13 protein-coding genes and 2 pseudogenes are annotated in these 17,815 nt (G+C 64.0%); 9 read left to right on the top strand and 6 right to left on the bottom strand.

What is annotated here, in order from left to right:
- Positions 1 to 144 precede the first annotated feature (144 nt).
- From AX709_RS18465 to AX709_RS02705, 5 genes are all read left to right on the top strand, one after another.
- Positions 145 to 522 (top strand): hypothetical protein, encoded by a 378-nt coding sequence (locus AX709_RS18465; protein WP_156454119.1) that lies wholly within the window; start codon positions 145 to 147, stop codon positions 520 to 522.
- Between the two features lie 21 nt (positions 523 to 543).
- Positions 544 to 1,908, top strand: coding sequence for a tyrosine-type recombinase/integrase (locus AX709_RS02720; protein ID WP_017502059.1), 1,365 nt, complete (start codon positions 544 to 546; stop codon positions 1,906 to 1,908).
- Between the two features lie 180 nt (positions 1,909 to 2,088).
- Complete coding sequence (locus AX709_RS02715; RefSeq protein ID WP_017502060.1) at positions 2,089 to 3,114, top strand: cation diffusion facilitator family transporter; 1,026 nt, start codon at positions 2,089 to 2,091, stop codon at positions 3,112 to 3,114.
- Positions 3,115 to 3,176: 62 nt separating this feature from the next.
- Entirely contained in the window at positions 3,177 to 3,539 is a 363-nt protein-coding gene (locus tag AX709_RS19075) for a hypothetical protein (protein ID WP_228220262.1), read from the top strand.
- A 74-nt stretch (positions 3,540 to 3,613) separates the two neighbouring features.
- Positions 3,614 to 3,964, top strand: coding sequence for an ArsR/SmtB family transcription factor (locus tag AX709_RS02705; protein WP_017502062.1), 351 nt, complete (start codon positions 3,614 to 3,616; stop codon positions 3,962 to 3,964).
- Between the two features lie 83 nt (positions 3,965 to 4,047).
- Here AX709_RS02705 and AX709_RS02700 read toward each other — a convergent pair whose 3' ends face one another.
- From AX709_RS02700 to AX709_RS02690, 3 genes are all read right to left on the bottom strand, one after another.
- A complete protein-coding gene (locus AX709_RS02700; protein ID WP_017502063.1) occupies positions 4,048 to 4,950 on the bottom strand; it encodes a copper resistance protein B in 903 nt (300 codons plus the stop codon).
- A gap of 119 nt (positions 4,951 to 5,069) precedes the next feature.
- Positions 5,070 to 6,899 (bottom strand): copper resistance system multicopper oxidase, encoded by a 1,830-nt coding sequence (locus AX709_RS02695; protein ID WP_026109362.1) that lies wholly within the window; start codon positions 6,897 to 6,899, stop codon positions 5,070 to 5,072.
- 114 nt (positions 6,900 to 7,013) lie between these two features.
- Positions 7,014 to 7,217, bottom strand: a complete 204-nt coding sequence (locus AX709_RS02690) for a heavy-metal-associated domain-containing protein (RefSeq protein WP_017502065.1) — start codon at positions 7,215 to 7,217, stop codon at positions 7,014 to 7,016.
- Between the two features lie 238 nt (positions 7,218 to 7,455).
- Between AX709_RS02690 and AX709_RS02685 the strand changes: the two genes are divergently transcribed.
- On the top strand, positions 7,456 to 9,975 hold the full coding sequence (locus tag AX709_RS02685; protein WP_017502066.1) for a heavy metal translocating P-type ATPase: 2,520 nt from the start codon (positions 7,456 to 7,458) through the stop codon (positions 9,973 to 9,975).
- Positions 9,972 to 10,415 carry a Cu(I)-responsive transcriptional regulator gene (gene cueR, locus AX709_RS02680; RefSeq protein ID WP_017502067.1) on the top strand — a complete coding sequence of 148 codons (444 nt, stop codon included), beginning with the start codon at positions 9,972 to 9,974 and terminating at the stop codon, positions 10,413 to 10,415. Before AX709_RS02685 ends, cueR begins: the two co-directional genes overlap by 4 nt.
- Before the next feature lie 194 nt (positions 10,416 to 10,609).
- Here the strand turns inward: cueR and AX709_RS02675 are convergent, their stop codons facing one another.
- Genes AX709_RS02675 through AX709_RS02665 form a run of 3 tightly spaced genes read right to left on the bottom strand, consistent with a single transcriptional unit; the run spans position 10,610 to position 16,338 of the window.
- Positions 10,610 to 12,013: an efflux transporter outer membrane subunit gene (locus tag AX709_RS02675; protein ID WP_017502068.1), complete on the bottom strand. Its 1,404-nt coding sequence runs from the start codon at positions 12,011 to 12,013 to the stop codon at positions 10,610 to 10,612.
- Complete coding sequence (locus AX709_RS02670; protein WP_231727396.1) at positions 12,000 to 13,175, bottom strand: efflux RND transporter periplasmic adaptor subunit; 1,176 nt, start codon at positions 13,173 to 13,175, stop codon at positions 12,000 to 12,002. Before AX709_RS02670 ends, AX709_RS02675 begins: the two co-directional genes overlap by 14 nt.
- A complete protein-coding gene (locus AX709_RS02665; RefSeq protein WP_066546515.1) occupies positions 13,156 to 16,338 on the bottom strand; it encodes an efflux RND transporter permease subunit in 3,183 nt (1,060 codons plus the stop codon). Before AX709_RS02665 ends, AX709_RS02670 begins: the two co-directional genes overlap by 20 nt.
- A gap of 402 nt (positions 16,339 to 16,740) precedes the next feature.
- Between AX709_RS02665 and AX709_RS02660 the strand changes: the two are divergent.
- Positions 16,741 to 16,935: pseudogene (locus AX709_RS02660) on the top strand (P-type conjugative transfer ATPase TrbB); the annotation flags it as partial.
- Positions 16,936 to 17,297: 362 nt separating this feature from the next.
- A pseudogene (locus AX709_RS19295) lies at positions 17,298 to 17,815 on the top strand (efflux RND transporter periplasmic adaptor subunit); the annotation flags it as partial.

Below are 17,815 nucleotides of genomic sequence, written 5' to 3'. Positions count from 1 at the left end.
GCTCCACCTCCGTCGGCACCCTCGCCATCGACCGCTTCCTCCGCCCCGTCTGCTATCAGTCAGTCCCCGATGCGCTCTACCAGAGGCTCGGGTGATGAACTTTTAGTCAGGCGCTGTCAGACGAACGAGGCCGTTGCCCGGGGTGTGGCTGCAACGCTGCACGACGCGCTGGGCATCTGGAACCCCGACGCCATCGAGAAGCAACACGCCGCCTGGCTGCGCCCGACGAATCGTCGCCGTGCGAATTCGTTCAAGCACGTTACAACCGACAGCGTTCTTGCGCAGATTTTCCGTCCGGCTGCTGCCAAGCTCGCTAAAAACTGGCGCACCCGACAGGATTCGAACCTGTGGCCTCTGCCTTCGGAGCTAGAACCACAACGCTACGACAGGCTTACCAATCCAACGCTAGAGTACGATAACACGCTGTTTATACAGCATTTTATTGATCGTAAGGGTTCTCTGTGCTACGCCAACGACACCCACAGTTTTCGATACGGTGGTGAGATTTTGGTGAGTTTTTGAGCCCGCACTAGCGAGGTACTTATGTCGAAACTTACGAAAACCGTCGTGGACAAGTCCGAACCACGCGACCGTCAATACACCGTTTGGTGCGGCGAGCTGAAGGGCTTTGGCGTCTTCGTCCTGCCCTCCGGCACCCGGACCTACTTCGTCGATTATCGAAACGCCAACAATGTGCGGCGGCGGATGAAGCTGGGCCGGCACGGACAGATCACCGCCGAGCAAGCGCGCACGCTGGCCATTCAAGCCCTGGCCGAAGTCTCCAAGGGGAACGATCCCCTCGAAAACCGGAACAGCGCGCGCAAGGCGATCTCGGTAAAGGAGCTTTGCGAGCTGTATATCGCGGAACTCGAAGCCGGCCGCATCCTCGGCAAGGGCGGGCGGCCGAAGAAGGCCAGCACCAAGATCACCGACCTCGGCCGGATCAACCGCCACATCATCCCACTCCTGGGCAAGAAGCGCGTCACCCACGTCACCAAGGCCGACGTGACGACCATGATGAAGGACATCATGGCGGGCAAGACGCGCGGGATCGAGAAGACGGAGAAACTGCGCGGTAAGTCGATCGTACGGGGCGGCATCGGCGTCGCTAGCCGCACCGTCGGTCTCCTGGGTGGCATCTTCACCTATGCACGGGATGACCTGGGCATCATCGAGGTCAATCCGGCGCATGGCATCCGCAAGCCCAAGGACGCCGTGCGCCAGCGCCGTCTGAACGAGGACGAGTATCGCGCCCTCGGGCGCATCCTTGCCAATGCCGCCGAGGATGAACGCTACACGCGCACCGTGGAGATGATCCGTCAGATCGCCATGTCGGGTTGCCGGCGCAGTGAGGTCATCAAGCTGCGCAAAACGGAACTCGACACCGTGGGGAGTTGCTTCCGGTTCGAGGATACGAAGGAAGGTCAGTCCGTGCGGCCGATGGGCTTGCCGGTGCTGGAGTATTTCGACGAGCGGGACATGAGCGGCGACAGCCCCTATGTGTTTCCCGGCGAGCGGAACCTGGCCAAGCCGTTCGGCAGCTTCCCTCGGCATTGGGAAAAGATCTTCGCCGGGACGGAGCTGGCGGACATCACCGCTCATGTACTGCGCCACAGCTTCGCCAGCCTGGCGAACGACCTTGGTTTCACCGAGATCACCATCGCGGCGCTTCTCGGCCATGCCACCGGCTCTATCACCAGCCGTTATGTGCATACGCTCGATGCAGCCCTCGTCATGGCGGCCGATACGGTGTCCGGCTACATCCATGCGCTGCTCAATGGTGCTGAGCTGACACATACACATTATGCGCTTGATCGGGGCTCGCGTAAGGCTGCGTTGGTTCGGTTTCTGACGCCCCATCAAGACTCAACAGCACAAGCTGAAACGTCACAACGGCTGGCCGCCTGACAATTGCACACGATGGTATGGGATGCAGGCCGCTCCTAGACCGATGCGGCTTTCATCCCCAAAACTGTCTAAAGAACAAGAGGTCGGCCGGGTCATTATCCATCGGCACATAGGCATATTGACATACATTATATGAACACATATTGATGTGTTTAATGTATATGTCATGAAAGCTCGATAATGGCCCACTCGCACGCCGACCATGGTCATGGCCACGATCACGACCACGATCATTCGCACACGCCGACCATCACCAGCGACAATGAGCGCAAGGTGCTGCTGTCGTTCGGCCTGATCTTCACCTTCATGGCGGTCGAGGTCGTGGGCGGTCTGCTTTCAGGGTCGCTGGCGCTGCTGGCGGACGCCGGCCATATGATGACCGACGCGGCGGCGCTGGCGCTCGCCTATGCCGCCTTCCGTTTCGGCCAGCGCGCGGCTGATTCCAAACGCACCTTCGGCTATCTGCGTTTCGAGGTGATCGCCGGCTTCGTCAACGCCGTCACCCTGTTCGCGATCGTCGGCTGGATCGTCTATGAAGCCTGGCAGCGCTTTCAGGAGCCGCAGCCGATCCTTGCCGGCCCGATGTTCGGGGTCGCGATCGCGGGGCTGCTGGTCAATATCCTCGTCTTCTGGATTCTGACGCGCGGCGACAGCGAGCATGTCAACATCAAGGGCGCGGCGCTCCACGTCATGGGCGACCTGCTCGGCTCGGTCGGCGCCGTGGGCGCGGCGATCGTGATCTACCTGACGGGCTGGACGCCGATCGACCCCATCCTGTCGGTGGTCGTCTCCCTGCTGGTACTGCGTAGCGCATGGAAACTGGCGGGCAAGTCGCTGCACATCCTGCTCGAAGGCGCGCCCGACGGCGCGGCGCCGGAGAAGATCGAGCGCCATATTCTGGAGCATGTGCCGGGCGTGGCTGCGGTCGGCCATATCCATGTCTGGTCGATCACGTCGGGCCGCACGCTGGCGACGATGCACGTCCGACCGGCGAACGACACCGAGGCCCGCGTAGTGGTGCGTGCAGTGGAACGCGAGTTGGAGAGCCATTTCGAGATCGAGCACGCCACTGTAGCGGTGGATTGGAACGAGGAAGGCGAGACGTGCAGCCTCGCTCCCGGCAGCAAGCGGGATGAGGGACGCGGACCTGGGCACGACCATCCCAGCCACAGCCACGGCGGCGTGAAACACGCTTGCTCCCACTGATAGGCGGACGTTGGTGCAGCCTATCTGAAATGCTCTGTCAGACTGCCTCCCGGTGCCTGAAGGTGGCTCTTGGCAATGAACGGGAACCAAACGCCCGCAGGAACATCGCTGTTCTCACTGCCGCGCAAGCCTTGGGCGGCGCCAGCCCGCCGATCGTGATGTCGCTCGGCGGGCTGGTCGGTCAGCAACTCTCGCCCGATCCCGCCTGGGTTACCTTCCCCGTCAGCCTGTTCGGACTCGGCCTTCGCGACCACAGCGGCTGTTTCCTTTCTTGCCGGCACGATCTTGCACAGCTCGGGTTGGATGGCGATCAATTGGCTGATTTTCCCGGTAATCGCGACGAGCCTCATTCCGCTGCTGCTCCGGCAAGCCGGTTCCACAAGTGCAAGGGGATGATCGAGGAAAACCGGCAATTGGTTGGCTAGCGGGTGGTCAAGGCTGGCCCTAGAAGGATCATAAATCTACACATCGTCATATATTCACGTATAAGAGGCTCCTGATGTCCGACACCACCAACTCTGACGATCATGGCAATCCTAAGCATTCTCAGGGACTGTCGAGCCACGACGTAACGATCCTGGCCGAAACTTTCCGCTTGCTGGGCGATCCCTCCCGCCTGCGTATTCTGCTCTATTGCCTGCAAACGCCGCGATCGGTGGGCGACATCGCCGAAAGCCTCGATCTGTCGCAAACGCTGGTCAGCCACCATCTGCGCCTCCTGCGCGGCGCGCGCCTCGTCCGTAGCGAGCGACACGGCAAGCAGATATTCTATGAAGTGGCGGATGCCCATGTGAGCACCATGCTCATCGACATGGCCAGCCATATGGATGAGGATCACGACGACGAATGATCGCGCCCAGTAATATTTGTTCACAGAAAGACAGGAGGACCGGCGCACCTCGATCAGGCCCGCCGGTCCGATAACCATATCCCTCAGAACCAGGACCGGATTCCGATCAGGAAATTCCACCCACCTCTGCTTTCAGCGCGGGCGCGGCGAAAATCCGCCGTGTCGCCAAAGGCGCGTTCATATTTCACGCCGATATAGGGCGCGAACTCCGGCACGAACTGGTAGCGCAGACGCAACCCCAACTCGGCGGTGGACAGCCCGGAACCGATGCCCAGCTCGGGAACGTCCTGCGCGGAGAAGTTCAGTTCGGCGGTTGGCTGGAGGATCAGCTTCTGGGTCAGGCGCTGGTCATATTCCGCTTCGATTCGCGCGGTGACGTCACCCTTGTCGGACAGGAACAGCGCACTGTCGATCTCGAACCAGTAAGGGGCAAGGCCCTGAACGCCGATGACAGCGTAGGTGCGGTCCGGTCCGGACCGAAAATCGTGGCGTATGCCGGCCTGGAGGTTCCACCACGGATCGAGCGCGTGGCTCCAGAGCGCCTGCGCCTCGACACTTTCCGGGCTGTCGTCGAAGTGGCTTTCGCCTTCGGTCTTGAGCCAGAGCTTGTCGATATCGCCGCCATACCAGCCCTGCACGTCCCAGGCATAGCCGTCCTTGCCCTTGCCGATCACGGCTTCGAGCTGATCGATCAGGATATTGTGGCTTTTGATATCGCCATGTTCGCGGCGCACGATTTCGCGCGCCGGAGCCATGGCCGCCGCGCCGAATATGGCATCGGCGGCGTGATCGGGGCCGCCCATGGCCGCCGCCGATGGCCCGCGCACCGGCGGGTCGGGAATGCCCGGTTCATGGCCTGCATGGGCCTGGTGCGCTTCCATCGGCGCGGCTGAAGGCATGGCGTGGCCGGCATGAGGATCGGGCGCTGCGGAGGGTTCCGGCGGCATGTCGTGCCCCGCATGGGGATTGCCTTCGGCACCGTCCATACGATGCCCCGCATGGGAATCGGCCGGGTCCTGCTGTGAGGCGCCAGCATGACTCCGGTGATCGTGTTGCGCTCAAGCGGGAGTCGCGACGGCGAGGAGAGCGATGCCCACGAGCCGCATCATGCCGCGTCTCCGTCGAGCGGACGGACGGTGACGACGCGAAACATCCCGGCGTGCATGTGGAGCAGCAGATGGCAGTGAAACGCCCAGTCGCCGGGCGCATCGGCGGTCAGGTCGAAGCTGACCTTGCCGCCCGGCAGCACATTGACGGTGTGCTTGCGCGGATAGCTGCCGGTATGACCGTTCACCAGTTCGAAGAAATGGCCGTGCAGGTGGATGGGATGGGTCATCATCGTGTCGTTGATGAGGGTAACGCGGGCGCGTTCATTGCGCTCGAAGCGGATCGGTTCCACGCCCTCGCTGAACTTCTCGCCATCGAACGACCACATGAACCGTTCCATGTTGCCGGTGAGGTGGACCTCGACCGTGCGCTGCGGCGGGCGCGTGTCGGGATTGGGCGTCAAGGACATCAGATCGCGATAGGTCAGCACCTTATGGCCGACATCTTCGAGGCCCAGCCCCGGATCGCCGGTGCGATCGACCGGCGCCATGGCGATGGCGTCCACGCCCACACCGACCTTGACGCTGTCGGGAACCAAAGACTTGTCACGCATGTTCATGCCGCCCATCGAATGGGAACCGCCATGATCCATGCCGCTGTGATCCATCCCGCCATGGTCTGCTGTCACCGCGTCTGCCCCGGCCGCCATCGCGCCATGGCCCATGGCACTATGGTCCATTCCCGCCATTGATCCGTGGTCCATGCCGCCCATGCCCATGTCCTTCATGGTGAGCGTGGGACGCGGGCGCAGCGGCGGAATCGGCGCCGTCATCCCCATACGGGATGCGAGCGTGGCGCTCGCCATGCCGGAACGATCGATCGATTCCGCCACCAGCGTGAACGCCTTGTCCTCGGCGGGTTCGATGATGGCGTCATAAGTTTCGGCATTGCCGATCTGGAACTCGTCGACCGTTACGGGTCGGACATTCTGGCCATCGGCGCTGACCACCGTCATCGGCAGGCCGGGGATACGGATATTGAAGATCGTCATGGTGGCGGCATTGATGAAGCGCAGCCGCACCCGCTCGCCGGGACGGAACAGGCCGGTCCAGTTCTCCTGCGGGCCATGACCGTTGATGAGATAGGTGTAGGTGACGGCCGTCACGTCGGAAATGTCGGTGGGGTCCATCCGCATCTGCGCCCACATGGCGCGGTCCGATGCCGACATTTCCTCCTCGGGGCCGCCCTTCATCATGCCGAACAATGTCTGTTTCTGGCGATTGAAGTAGCCGCCTTCCGCCTTGAGCTTGGTGATGAGAGCGTGCGGATGCAGGAACGTCCAGTCGCTCAGCACGATCACATGCTCGCGATCATAAGCGATCGGATCGGGCTCGGCGGGATCGATCACGATCGGACCATAATGGCCCTGTTGTTCCTGAAGGCCGCTATGGCTGTGATACCAATAGGTGCCGCTTTGCAGCAACGGAAAGTCATAGACGAAGGTCGAACGCGGCTTGATCCCCGGAAAGCTGAGGCCGGGCACGCCGTCCATCTGGAATGGCACGAGCAGCCCGTGCCAGTGGATCGAGCTGTCCTCGTCGAGCGTGTTCTCGACGTGCAACCGCACATTCTGCCCCTCGCGCAGCCGGATCAGCGGCGCGGGCAATACACCATTCATAGTCACGGCGTGACCGGTCCGCCCGCCTACGGTGAAAGGCGTATTGGCAATCCTGAGGTGAATATCCTCGCCCGAGAGTGTGGGCAGGGTCGGTACAAGCCCGGTCGAGCCGGTTCTGGCCCAGGCGGGAACAAGCCCCGTGATGCCGAGTCCGGCTATGCCGATGGCTCCCGCTCGTAAAAACGACCTGCGCTCAATGAATGGTGTCATGTCTCTATGTCCTGCAGGTGCCCGATTTTCGGAAACGGGAACAAGGGCCGGAAATGCCGGACGGACGACAGCCGTCATCCGCCCGGTCGGACCTGGTGGTATGGCTACGCCTCCCTATGCCACTTCAATAGCGCGCGCGGGATAGCCGTCCTCGGCGAGCGCGACTTCGATAGCTTGCGCGCTAGCCACGGTATCGACCGTGACCTTCTTGTCCGCGATACTCACCTCGACCTTCGCATTGGCGTCGATCGCGGTGATCGCTTGCGCGATGTGCTTGATGCATGAACCGCAGCTCATGTTTTCGACGTGGAATTGCATGGGAAATCTCCATTGTTCCTGACAACGGATCACAAGCTAATCTTTCCCATCGTTGGAGGGTCAAGGCCGTTTTTCGCGGTCGCTATCGGAAAGGAGATCACGGCCCTACCGTTGAGCCATGTGCTTGCGAGGGCGGCTTGCTCTCATCAGGTCAGGATATATTTTGCCCTTGACCTTCCCATCATTGGAACCTGCATCTTGCGACAAATTCCAATCGTGAAGTGTGGAGTATCGAGCCATGATAGCCGCAGAAACCCTGAGAGATTCGGACGAATCCATCGATTCGGCGATCAGCTTGCCGATTGAGGGCATGACCTGCGCGTCCTGTGTGGCCCGCATCGAACGGTCGCTGAGCAAGGTCGAGGGCGTACAGTCCGTCAGCGTCAATCTGGCGACCGAACGCGCCGACATTCGAGCAAACGCCGACATTCGAGCAAACGCCGCCGTCGACCGAAAGGCGCTGGTGCGGGCCGTCGAGGCCGCCGGCTACAGCGTGCCATCTGTCGCCGGCATCGAACTGGCGGTGGAGGGAATGACCTGCGCATCCTGCGTCGGTCGCGTGGAGCGGGCGCTCAAAGCTGTCCCCGGCGTCACCGAGGCGATAGTCAACCTAGCGACCGAACGCGCGAGCGTGCGCGGCGCGGCCGATGTTGAGGCGCTCATCGCAGCGATCGCGGGCGCGGGCTATACAGCGCGCCCAATTGAGGCCAGCGTTTCTGGCGACGAGGAAGCGGCCGAGCGGAAGGACGCCGAGCGCCGGGCGCTGAAGCGCGATCTCACCCTTGCGACCGTACTGGCGCTGCCGGTGTTCCTGCTCGAAATGGGCAGCCACGTCATTCCCGGCGTCCATGGCTTGATCGACCGCACGATCGGCATGCAGGCAAGCTGGTATCTCCAGTTCGTCCTGACGACGCTGGTGCTCGCCTTCCCCGGCATCCGTTTCTACAAGGCGGGCCTGCCCGCGCTGGCGCGGCTGGCGCCGGACATGAACTCGCTGGTTGCCGTCGGCACGCTGGCCGCCTACGGCTATTCGCTGGTCGCGACTTTCGCGCCCGGTCTGCTGCCCGCCGGGACGGTCAACGTCTATTATGAAGCGGCGGCGGTCATCGTTGCGCTGATCCTGTTGGGCCGTTACCTCGAAGCCCGTGCAAAGGGCCGCACCTCCGAAGCGATCAAGCGGCTGGTGGGATTGCAGGCCAAGACCGCCCGCGTGCGCCGCGACAGCGCGGTGTTCGAGGTTTCCATTAGCGAGGTCATCACCGGCGACATTATCGAAGTGCGTCCCGGCGAGCGCATCCCCGTCGATGGCGAAGTGACCGAGGGCGAGAGCTATGTCGACGAGTCGATGATCACCGGCGAACCCATCCCGGTCGCCAAGGCTGAGGGCGCCACGCTGGTCGGCGGCACCGTCAATCAGCAGGGCGCGCTGGCGTTCCGCGCCACCGCCGTTGGCGGCGCGACGATGCTGGCGCAGATCATCCGCATGGTCGAGCAGGCGCAGGGATCGAAGCTGCCGATTCAGGCGCTGGTCGACAAGGTGACGATGTGGTTCGTCCCCGCCGTGTTCGGTGTGGCGGCGCTGACTTTCGCAGCCTGGCTGTGGTTCGGCCCGTCGCCCGCACTGACCTTTGCACTGGTGAATGCGGTCGCCGTGCTCATCATCGCCTGCCCCTGCGCTATGGGGCTGGCGACGCCGACCGCCATCATGGTCGGCACCGGGCGCGGAGCGGAACTGGGTATCTTGTTCCGCAAGGGCGAGGCGCTGCAACTGCTGAAGGACGCCAGGGTTGTCGCGGTCGACAAGACCGGCACGCTGACCGAAGGTCGTCCCGCGCTCACCGACCTGCAAGTGACGGACGGCTTCGACCGGGCGGCGGTGCTGGGTCTGGTCGCCGCTGTCGAGGACAAGTCGGAGCATCCGATCGCCCGCGCAATCGTCGACGCGGCCAAGGCGGAAGGTATTGCGCTGCCCGCGATTACCGACTTCGACTCTATCACCGGCTTCGGTGTCAAGGCGGTGGCGGGTGGCGAGCTGGTCCAGATCGGTGCCGATCGCTACATGCGCGAGCTTGGGCTGGACGTGGCCGCCTTTGCGGAGACAGCACAGCGGTTGGGGCAGGAAGGCAAGTCGCCGCTCTATGCCGCCATTGGCGGGCGGCTTGCCGCGATCATCGCGGTGGCCGATCCGATCAAGGCGACCACGCCGGCAGCCATCGCGGCGCTGCACGCGCTCGGCCTCAAGGTTGCGATGCTGACCGGCGACAACCGCATGACGGCCGAGGCTATCGCCCGCCAGCTCGGTATCGACGAAGTGGTCGCCGAAGTCCTGCCCGAAGGGAAGGTGGAGGCGATAGCCCGGCTCAAGGCCGAGCATGGCCGCGTCGCCTTCGTCGGGGATGGCATCAACGATGCGCCCGCGCTGGCGGCTGCCGATATCGGCCTAGCGGTCGGCACCGGCACGGATATCGCGATCGAGGCGGCCGATGTCGTGCTGATGTCGGGCCATCTGAACGGTGTGGCGACGGCCATCGCCCTGTCGCGCGCGACGATTGGCAATATCCGCCAGAACCTGTTCTGGGCGTTCGCCTACAACACGGCGCTGATCCCGGTCGCGGCAGGCGTGCTCTATCCGAGCCTGGGCATCCTGTTCTCGCCGGTGTTCGCGGCGGGTGCTATGGCGATGTCGAGCATCTTCGTCTTGGGTAATTCGTTGCGCCTGCGCGGTTTTCAGCCACGCGAGACAGGAGGAACGGCATGAACATCGGACAAGCCTCCAAGGCGTCGGGCGTCTCCGCCAAGATGATCCGCTATTACGAGCAGACCGGCCTCATTCCGAAAGCCGATCGCAAGGACTCCGGCTATCGCGATTACTCGCCATCGGATGTTCATATGCTGCGGTTCATCCGGCGGGCGCGTGATCTCGGTTTCTCGGTCGCGGAGATCAACGATCTTCTGAGCCTCTGGCGGGACAAGGCCCGCCAGAGCGCCGATGTGAAGCGGATCGCGCAGGCCCATATCGCCCAGCTTCAGGAGCGGATCGAAAATCTGAACCAGATGGCCGCGACGCTCGGAACGCTGGTGGATTGCTGCGCGGGCGATGATCGGCCTGACTGCCCGATCCTTGCCGATCTGGAGGAACCCGGCGCCGCGCCAGCATCCGTGCCGGCGGCAACGGGCCGCCTTCGGCACCGACCGTAAACGAATCAGATATTCGACACCGCTCCACGATGCGGCGCCGCTCCCGCTAAGCCGTGGTCAACAAGTCCGACAACAAGCGGACGCGTTGATCCCGAGTGGTGCGGTCGCCTTCAGAAAAACGCTGACGCCATAACCTATGGCGACCACCCCGCCGATTTGCAGTAGGTCTCGTCGTGAAGGGCGGCGCTTCTCCGTCATGTGTCGTCCGGGGTCGCGCCTCCCAGCGCCCGGATCAAGGCGATTGCCGTTCGGGCGCGATCATATTCGACCGTGATGCTGGCGCGTTGCGCGGCGAGCGCGGCGGTTTGGGCCGTCGTCACCTCCAGATAGTCGGCCGCGCCGTCGCGATAGCGATCAAGCGCCAGGCTCTCAGCCCGCGCCGCCGCTTGGGCGGCTATGCGCTGCTCGCGATCCTGACCCGTCAAGGCATCCATGCGAGACAGGGCATCCTCCACCTCCCGGAACGCATCCAGCACGGTCTGGCGGTAGCCCGCGGCGAGTTCTTCATAGTCCGTCCGGCTGATGGCCAGCCGCGCTCGCCGTCCGCCACCGTCGAACAGATTGAAGATCGTGGTGATCGGCCCGAGCGCCCAGAAACCAGTATCCGCGCTGACGATCGGCGCCTCGACCGCCTGATACCCCGCGCCGAGCCCGAGGCTGATGCGCGGATAGAAGGCGGCCCGCGCGACGCCGATCCGCGCATTGGCGGCGACCAGGCGGCGCTGCGCCTCGGCGATGTCGGGACGGCGCTGAAGAAGTTCGGAGGGCAGGGACGGCGGCAGGTCAGGCAGCGCAAGGCTTCGTTGCGCGGGATCGATGGCGAAAACAGAGGCGCTCTCGCCAACCAGCGCCGCGATCCGGTTCTCGATCCCCGCGCGCTGCGCCCGTAGCGCCTCCAGACGGGCGCGGGCATCGGCGAGCTGGGCCGTCGATCGGCTACGGTCCACGCCAGAGGCAATGCCGCCTTCGTGGCGGGTGCGGATCAAATCATCGGCGCGCGCATAGGCGGCCACGGTCCTGGTCAGCAGGACCTGCTCGGCATCGACGGCGCGAAGTTGGACATAGAGATCGGCGACCGAAGCCTGAAGGCTGAGCCGCGCCGAGCGCAAGGCGGCCTCCTGCGCTTCGGCATCCGCCGTAGCGGCGCGCACGCTGTTGCGGACCCGGCCCCAAAGGTCCAACTCATAATCGAGACCAACACCGAAGAGGATCTGGTTCGCGATTACGGGCTCGCCAGCTCCGATCGATCGTCCGGCTGAAAGCCGCTCGCGCGAAGCCCCGCCGGTCAGATCGACATTCGGCAACTGGTTGGAGCGGTCGAGCCGTGCCGCCGCCAACGCCCGGTCGTAACGGGCAAGCGCGGCCGCGAGCGTCGGGGTCCGCTCGTCCAGCCGCGCCATCAGCTCGTCGAGCACCGGGTCCGCGAATCCGCGCCACCACTCGCCACGGTCTAGATGATCGCCGGGCGCGGCCGTCGTCCATCCTTCCACATGGCGGAAGCTTGCCGGGGTCTCGATTGCCGGCGTTTGCATCGGCGGCAGGGTGGCGCAGCCGCCGAGGCCGATCGCGGCGACGAATGCTATCCTAGCGCTGCGCATTCGGAGCCGCCGGTTGCCGTGCGGGAACTACCCGGACCTTGTCGCCGGTGGCCAGCGCGTCGGGAGGGGTCTGAACGATGCGGTCGGTTGGACGTAGCCCCGAGATAATCTCGATGGTCGCGCCCTGGTCGCGACCCACCGCAACCTCCCGAAGCGCGACCTGACCCTGGCCATCGACCACGGCGACCCGCGCGCCGTCGGAACCGAGGATCAGGGCGCTCGCCGGCACCTGGACCGTTTCGGCGCCGCCAGGCACGGACACCCGCACCTCCGCGTAGCTGCCGGGTCTCAGGCGTCGAGCGCCGTTATCGACCAGAAATTCCACCAGCATTGCGCCGGATTGGCGGTCCACCGCCTCGGAGAGACGGGACAGTGTGGCCTCGAACACCTCGCCCGGTCTGTCAGGCACGGTGAACATCGCTTGCGTGCCGCGCACCAGCCTTCCCGAAAAAGCTTGCGGTACGCGCACATAGAGGCGCAGGCGGCTGACGTCGGCAACGGTGAACAAGGGTTCCACCCCCGGCGCGCCCGTCTGGACCAAGGCGCCGAGCTGGGCCGAGCGGCTGGTGACGACGCCATCGAACGGCGCCGTCAGCCGCGTAAATCCGGTCAGCGCCCTCAGCCGGCCGACGTCCGCCTGAGCGGCCCGTGCGCGCGCATCGGCAGCGGCAAACTGCCCCTGCCGCTCATCGGCTTCCTGCCGGGACACGGCGTCCTTTTCGAGCAGATTGTTCCAGCGCGCCGCCGTGGTTTCGGCCAGCCCGCGATCAGCGGCCGCGGTCTGATAGGCCGCCTGGGCCTGCGCGAGCTGCTGGTCGATCTCGGGCGCATCGAGGATGGCGAGCGTTTGCCCGCGCCGCACCCGGTCCCCGATGTCCGCGCGCCATTCGCGCACATAGCCGCTCACCCGCGCGTTGATCGCGGCGCGATTATAGGGATCGAGACTGCCCGGCAGCACGATCTCGCCTCCCTCGGACACGCGGGGCTGAACCAGGCTGACGGTGGGCAGCGCGTTCTCGGCCGCGATGGCTGCCTGTTCGCTTTCGGCCATGCCGCGCGAAACGAGGCCGCCTCCGACCAGTGCGGCAATCACGAGACCGGCCGCGCCGAGATAAAGGCCGGCGCGCTTCTTTGGGGTTGGATCAGACATGCTGGAGTTCAAGCTCCCTTGCGGGTGAGGAAGGCGCGCCCTTGCGATGGGCGATGCTGAACAGCGCCGGCACGAGCAGCAGTGTCGCCACGGTTGCGAAGATCAAGCCGCCGATCACCGCGCGGCCGAGCGGAGCGTTCTGCTCGGCGCCCTCGCCGATACCGAGCGCGATGGGGGTCATGCCGATGATGATCGCGAGCGCGGTCATCAGCACGGGGCGGAAACGGACCACCGCCGCCTCGATCGCGGCGCGGGTGGCGTCGCCGGTCTCGGCTAGGCGTTCGCGTGCGAAGCTGACCACCAGGATGGAGTTGGCGGTGGCGACGCCCATGCACATGATCGCGCCGGTGAGCGCGGGCACGGAGATGGTCGTGCCGGTCACGAACAGCATCCAGACGATGCCGGCGAAGGCGGCCGGCAGCGCGCCGATGATGACCAGCGGGTCGATCCAGCTCTGGAAGGTCACGACGATCACGAGGTAGATGAGGATAATCGCGCCGATCAGCCCGAAAGCGAGACCGGAGAAGGCGTGGTTCATCGTCTCATATTGTCCCGCCAGCGTGACGGTTACGCCGGCCGGGCGCTCGGCATCCATCTCGGCAATGATGCGATGAATGTCGCCGGCCACGGCGCCCAGGTCGCGAGCCTGCGGCGTGGCATAGATGTTGATGACCGGCTGGATGTCTGCTCGGCTCGCTACGTTGATGGTCGTATTGCGAGTCACGGCGCCAAGACCGCCCAGCGTCTGGGCCTCCCCGGCGCCCGTCGCCGAAACCGGCAGCGCTTCCAGCGCAGCGATCGTGTCGACCTCCAGTTCGGGGACTTGCGCCACGACAGGATAGGACACCCCGTTTTCGGGATTGAGCCAGTAAACCGGCGCAGACTGCTGCGTGCCGGCTAGGGCGGTCGCGACGCTGGTGGTTACGTCACGCTGGTTGAGCCCGTATTGCGCGATCCGCGAGCGATCGATGTCGATGTTGAGCTGCGGCGCGCGCGAGGATTGCTGGAGTCGGGCGTCGGCGAGGCCGGGCACGGTCCGAACGCGTTTGAGGATCGCTTGCGCATAAGCTTCGTTCGCCGCGAGATTCCGGCCGCGCACCTGGATATCGATCGGCGCTGGCGAGCCGAAGTTCAGGATTTGGCTGGTGATGTCGGCAGGCAGGAAGGAGAAATCAACGCCCGGAAAGCTCACGGGCAGCTCGCGCCGCAAAGTGGCGACATGCGTGTCCGTCGCGGTTCGGTTCCGCCCGAGCGAGATGAGGATATCGCCCTCGTTCAGTCCCACCGTCCCCGTATTGTTGTAGATGACGTTGAGCAGCGCGGAGGACATTCCGACATTGGCGACGACCGATTCAACCTGCTCGGCGGGGATCAATTCGCGCACCCGCGTCTGCACCCGCGAGATCAGCGCCGTGCTGTCCTCGATGCGCGTGCCTGCCGGCGCGCGCACATGCAGGGTGATTTGCCCAGCATCCACAGTGGGAAAGAAGTCGCGGCCAAGTGTGGGAATGAGCAGCAGCGACGCCACCATCGCGCCGAGGAACGCCGGGATGAAGATGCGCCGTGCGGACATCACGCGGGAAAGCACCCGCCCGAAGCGGTCCTTCTGCCTGTCGAACCCGGTCGAAAAGCGATGCTGGAACCGGACGAGTGGATTGCGCGAGCGGGCGCGCTCGGCCTCTTCGCCCTCCCGATGCGGGCGTAGCAGATACATCGCCATCGTCGGGATGAGCGTGCGCGACAGGATGAACGAGGCGATCATCGAGAAGATCACCGCCAGTGCCAGCGGCACGAACAGATAGCCTGCGACGCCCGGCAGGAAGAACATCGGCACGAAGACGATGCAGATGCACGTCACGATCACGAAGGCGGGCGTCACGATCTGCGCCGCGCCGTCCATGATCGAGCGTAGAACCGGCTTCCCTTTCTCAAGGTGCCAGTTGATGTTCTCGATCGTGACCATCGCGTCGTCGACCAATATGCCGATGGCCAGAGCCAAGCCGCTCAGCGTCATGATGTTGATCGTCTGGCCGGTCGCGCTCAGCGCCAACAACGCGGCGAGGATCGCCAAGGGTATCGTGGTCACGATGATGATCGTCGATCGCCACGATCCCAGAAACAGCAGGATCATCAGCGAGGTCAGCACGGCGGCCAACACACCCTCATAGGCCACGGTGGAGACGGCCGCCTTCACCAGCACCGACTGGTCGCCGATAAGCTGGACGCGCAGCGTTTCCGGGAGGCCCTCGGTGATCTGTGGGATACGCTCGCGAACCGTATTGACGATATCGATGGTTGAGGCCGCACCGCTCTTGAGCACGGTCATCAGGACTGACCGCTGGCCTTCGACTTGGACGATGTTCATTTGCGGCGGCGCGCCGTCGCGGACTTGGGCGATGTCGCGCATGGTGATCGTCGCGCCGTCGACCACGCGAACTGGCAGATTGTTCAACTGCTCGACCGAGCCCGGCGCATTGTTGAGCCTGACGGTGTATTGCAGGCCGCCGACCTTGGCGAAGCCCGCCGGGATGATTTGGGTTTGCGCGGCAATCGCCGCCGCGACGTCGCCGGCGGACAGGCCGCGAGCGCGCAGCGCCTCAGGGTCGATGTCGATCTGTATCTGACGCTGCTTGCCGCCGGATGGGAAGGGCATGGCGACGCCCGGCACGGTGATGAGCTGCGGGCGGATTTGATTGACGCCGAGATCGTAGAGCTGCTGTTCGCTCAGCCCTTCGCCGGAGAGGGCGAGCTGGACGATCGGCACGGTCGAGGCGTCATAGTTGACGATGAACGGCGGAGAGATGCCCGGCGGAAGCTGACGCAAAATGAACTGCGAGATCGACGTGACCTGCGCGGTCGCGGTGCGAATGTCCGCGCCTGGCTGGAAGTAAATCCGCACGACGCCAACGCCGTTCATCGACTGGCTCTCGATCCGGTCGATGTCGTTGACGGTCGTGGTCAGCACGCGTTCGAACGGATTGATGATCCGTCCGGCCATGTCCTCGGGCGACAGCCCATTATAGGTCCAGGCGGTCGCGATCACCGGCACGCCGATGCGCGGGAAGATGTCGACCGGCATCCTCAGAACGGACAGGATGCCGAGGCCAAAGATCAGCACGGCCATCACGATGAAGGTCAGCGGTCGCGTTAGCGCGACCCGCACGAGCGCCATCATCGTGGCTGGTTCCGAAACATAGGTGACTTGCTAGGCATCGCACGTCCTCCCGCGAGATCGCGAAAATGGGCATGCTCCCGTCTTGCGTGATCGTGATCGTGGTGGCTGTGGGAATGGGGCATGTCGATCTCAAACGGAGCCATAAGATGTGCACATGAATATGTGTTCATTTGTTTGATGTCAACTCGATGCAGTCAAGCACCACCATGAGCTGGCCGTGGCGATGACGAGCAAATGGCAGCGTCATTTTTGCGCTCGGAGAAGCCGATGACGGCGTCGGCGGTTGAGGGACGGCTTCAGGAATCCGGGAATTCCTGACTTTCCGCATTGATTCGTTTGTTGCCGCAGACCGATGCTTCTTCCAACGTTTGGAAGGTCAAGGGATGAATCACTTCGGGCTCACGTCGGACCTACGCCGCCGGTACGTTGCTCGATGACTATGTGCAGTCGGGCACCATGGCCGCCGACCAAGCGGCGCTTCTAGCCGAAGTCGCCAAGGGTCCCGACCGCGTCGTCATCATTGAGGACACGCGCGAGCTTCAATGCGCCGCGCCTAATCTCGTCGCGATGCGCACCAAGGATGGCATTGCGACGCTCGACGCGCCATGCCGGCGTGCCCCTTCGACCTATCGCCTATCCTTTCATATTTATCTATATTCATATGAATGATTGTTGAAAATAATCCTTGACCTTGCCAACGCTGGAAGCCGCAAAGCGAACAGGAATCGATCAGACGCCGCGGAACGGATGAACAAGGCGCGGCACAGTTGAAAGGCAATATCATGCCGACAAAAAGCGCACTTCTCCTGGCTTCCATAGCCTTGGCTATTGGCGGCCTTACGTCAGCTTGTAGCAAATCGGGCGGCGATCAGGGCGCACAAGCGGCGGCAGCGCCGCAAGTGCCAGTAGCGCAAGTTGTCGTGCGCGAGCTTGCCCCCTCGGCCGAGTTCAACGGTTCGCTATCGGCGCCCCAGAGCGTCGAGTTGCGGCCCCGCGTCAGCGGCGCAATCGTCTCCGTCCATGTCCCCGAAGGCGTGCTCGTCAGGAAGGGGCAGCTTCTGTTCCGCATTGATCCGCGACCATTCCAGGTCGCGCTCGATCAGGCGCAGGCGCAGCTTCGTCAGGCGCAAGCCTCCGCAACGCTCGCCGAAAGCAATTTCACCCGCTCGGAACAACTCGTCGCGACCGGCGCAATCTCGCGCAAGACTTATGACGACGCGCTGGCGCAGCGGAACGCCGCACGCGCACAGGTGCAGGCCGGTAGCGCGGCCGTAGCCGCCGCACGGCTCGACCTTTCCTTTACGCAGGTCACGGCGCCGGTCGGCGGCCGGGTCGATCGCGTGCCCTCGGACCTTCTGGCGCGCCGACCCGACATCCGCGCGGTCGAACATACGCTGCGCGCCGCCAACGCGAATATCGGCGCTGCCCGCTCAGCGTTCTTCCCGACGATCAGTCTGACCGGCTCGCCGTTCCCGCC

The sequence above is a fragment of the Sphingomonas sp. CCH15-F11 genome (assembly GCF_001557005.1).
Taxonomy (GTDB): domain Bacteria; phylum Pseudomonadota; class Alphaproteobacteria; order Sphingomonadales; family Sphingomonadaceae; genus Sphingomonas.
This window is presented reverse-complemented; position numbering and strand designations above follow the sequence as displayed.

Excerpts from the sequence above, each read along its gene's own strand:
- AX709_RS02720 (WP_017502059.1), top strand. The coding sequence starts at position 544 with ATGTCGAAACTTACGAAAACCGTCGTGGACAAGTCCGAACCACGCGAC.
- AX709_RS02715 (WP_017502060.1), top strand. The coding sequence starts at position 2,089 with ATGGCCCACTCGCACGCCGACCATGGTCATGGCCACGATCACGACCAC.
- AX709_RS02705 (WP_017502062.1), top strand. The coding sequence starts at position 3,614 with ATGTCCGACACCACCAACTCTGACGATCATGGCAATCCTAAGCATTCT.
- AX709_RS02700 (WP_017502063.1), bottom strand. The coding sequence starts at position 4,950 with ATGGACGGTGCCGAAGGCAATCCCCATGCGGGGCACGACATGCCGCCG.
- AX709_RS02695 (WP_026109362.1), bottom strand. The coding sequence starts at position 6,899 with ATGACACCATTCATTGAGCGCAGGTCGTTTTTACGAGCGGGAGCCATC.
- AX709_RS02690 (WP_017502065.1), bottom strand. The coding sequence starts at position 7,217 with ATGCAATTCCACGTCGAAAACATGAGCTGCGGTTCATGCATCAAGCAC.
- AX709_RS02685 (WP_017502066.1), top strand. The coding sequence starts at position 7,456 with ATGATAGCCGCAGAAACCCTGAGAGATTCGGACGAATCCATCGATTCG.
- cueR (WP_017502067.1), top strand. The coding sequence starts at position 9,972 with ATGAACATCGGACAAGCCTCCAAGGCGTCGGGCGTCTCCGCCAAGATG.
- AX709_RS02675 (WP_017502068.1), bottom strand. The coding sequence starts at position 12,013 with ATGCGCAGCGCTAGGATAGCATTCGTCGCCGCGATCGGCCTCGGCGGC.
- AX709_RS02665 (WP_066546515.1), bottom strand. The coding sequence starts at position 16,338 with ATGATGGCGCTCGTGCGGGTCGCGCTAACGCGACCGCTGACCTTCATC.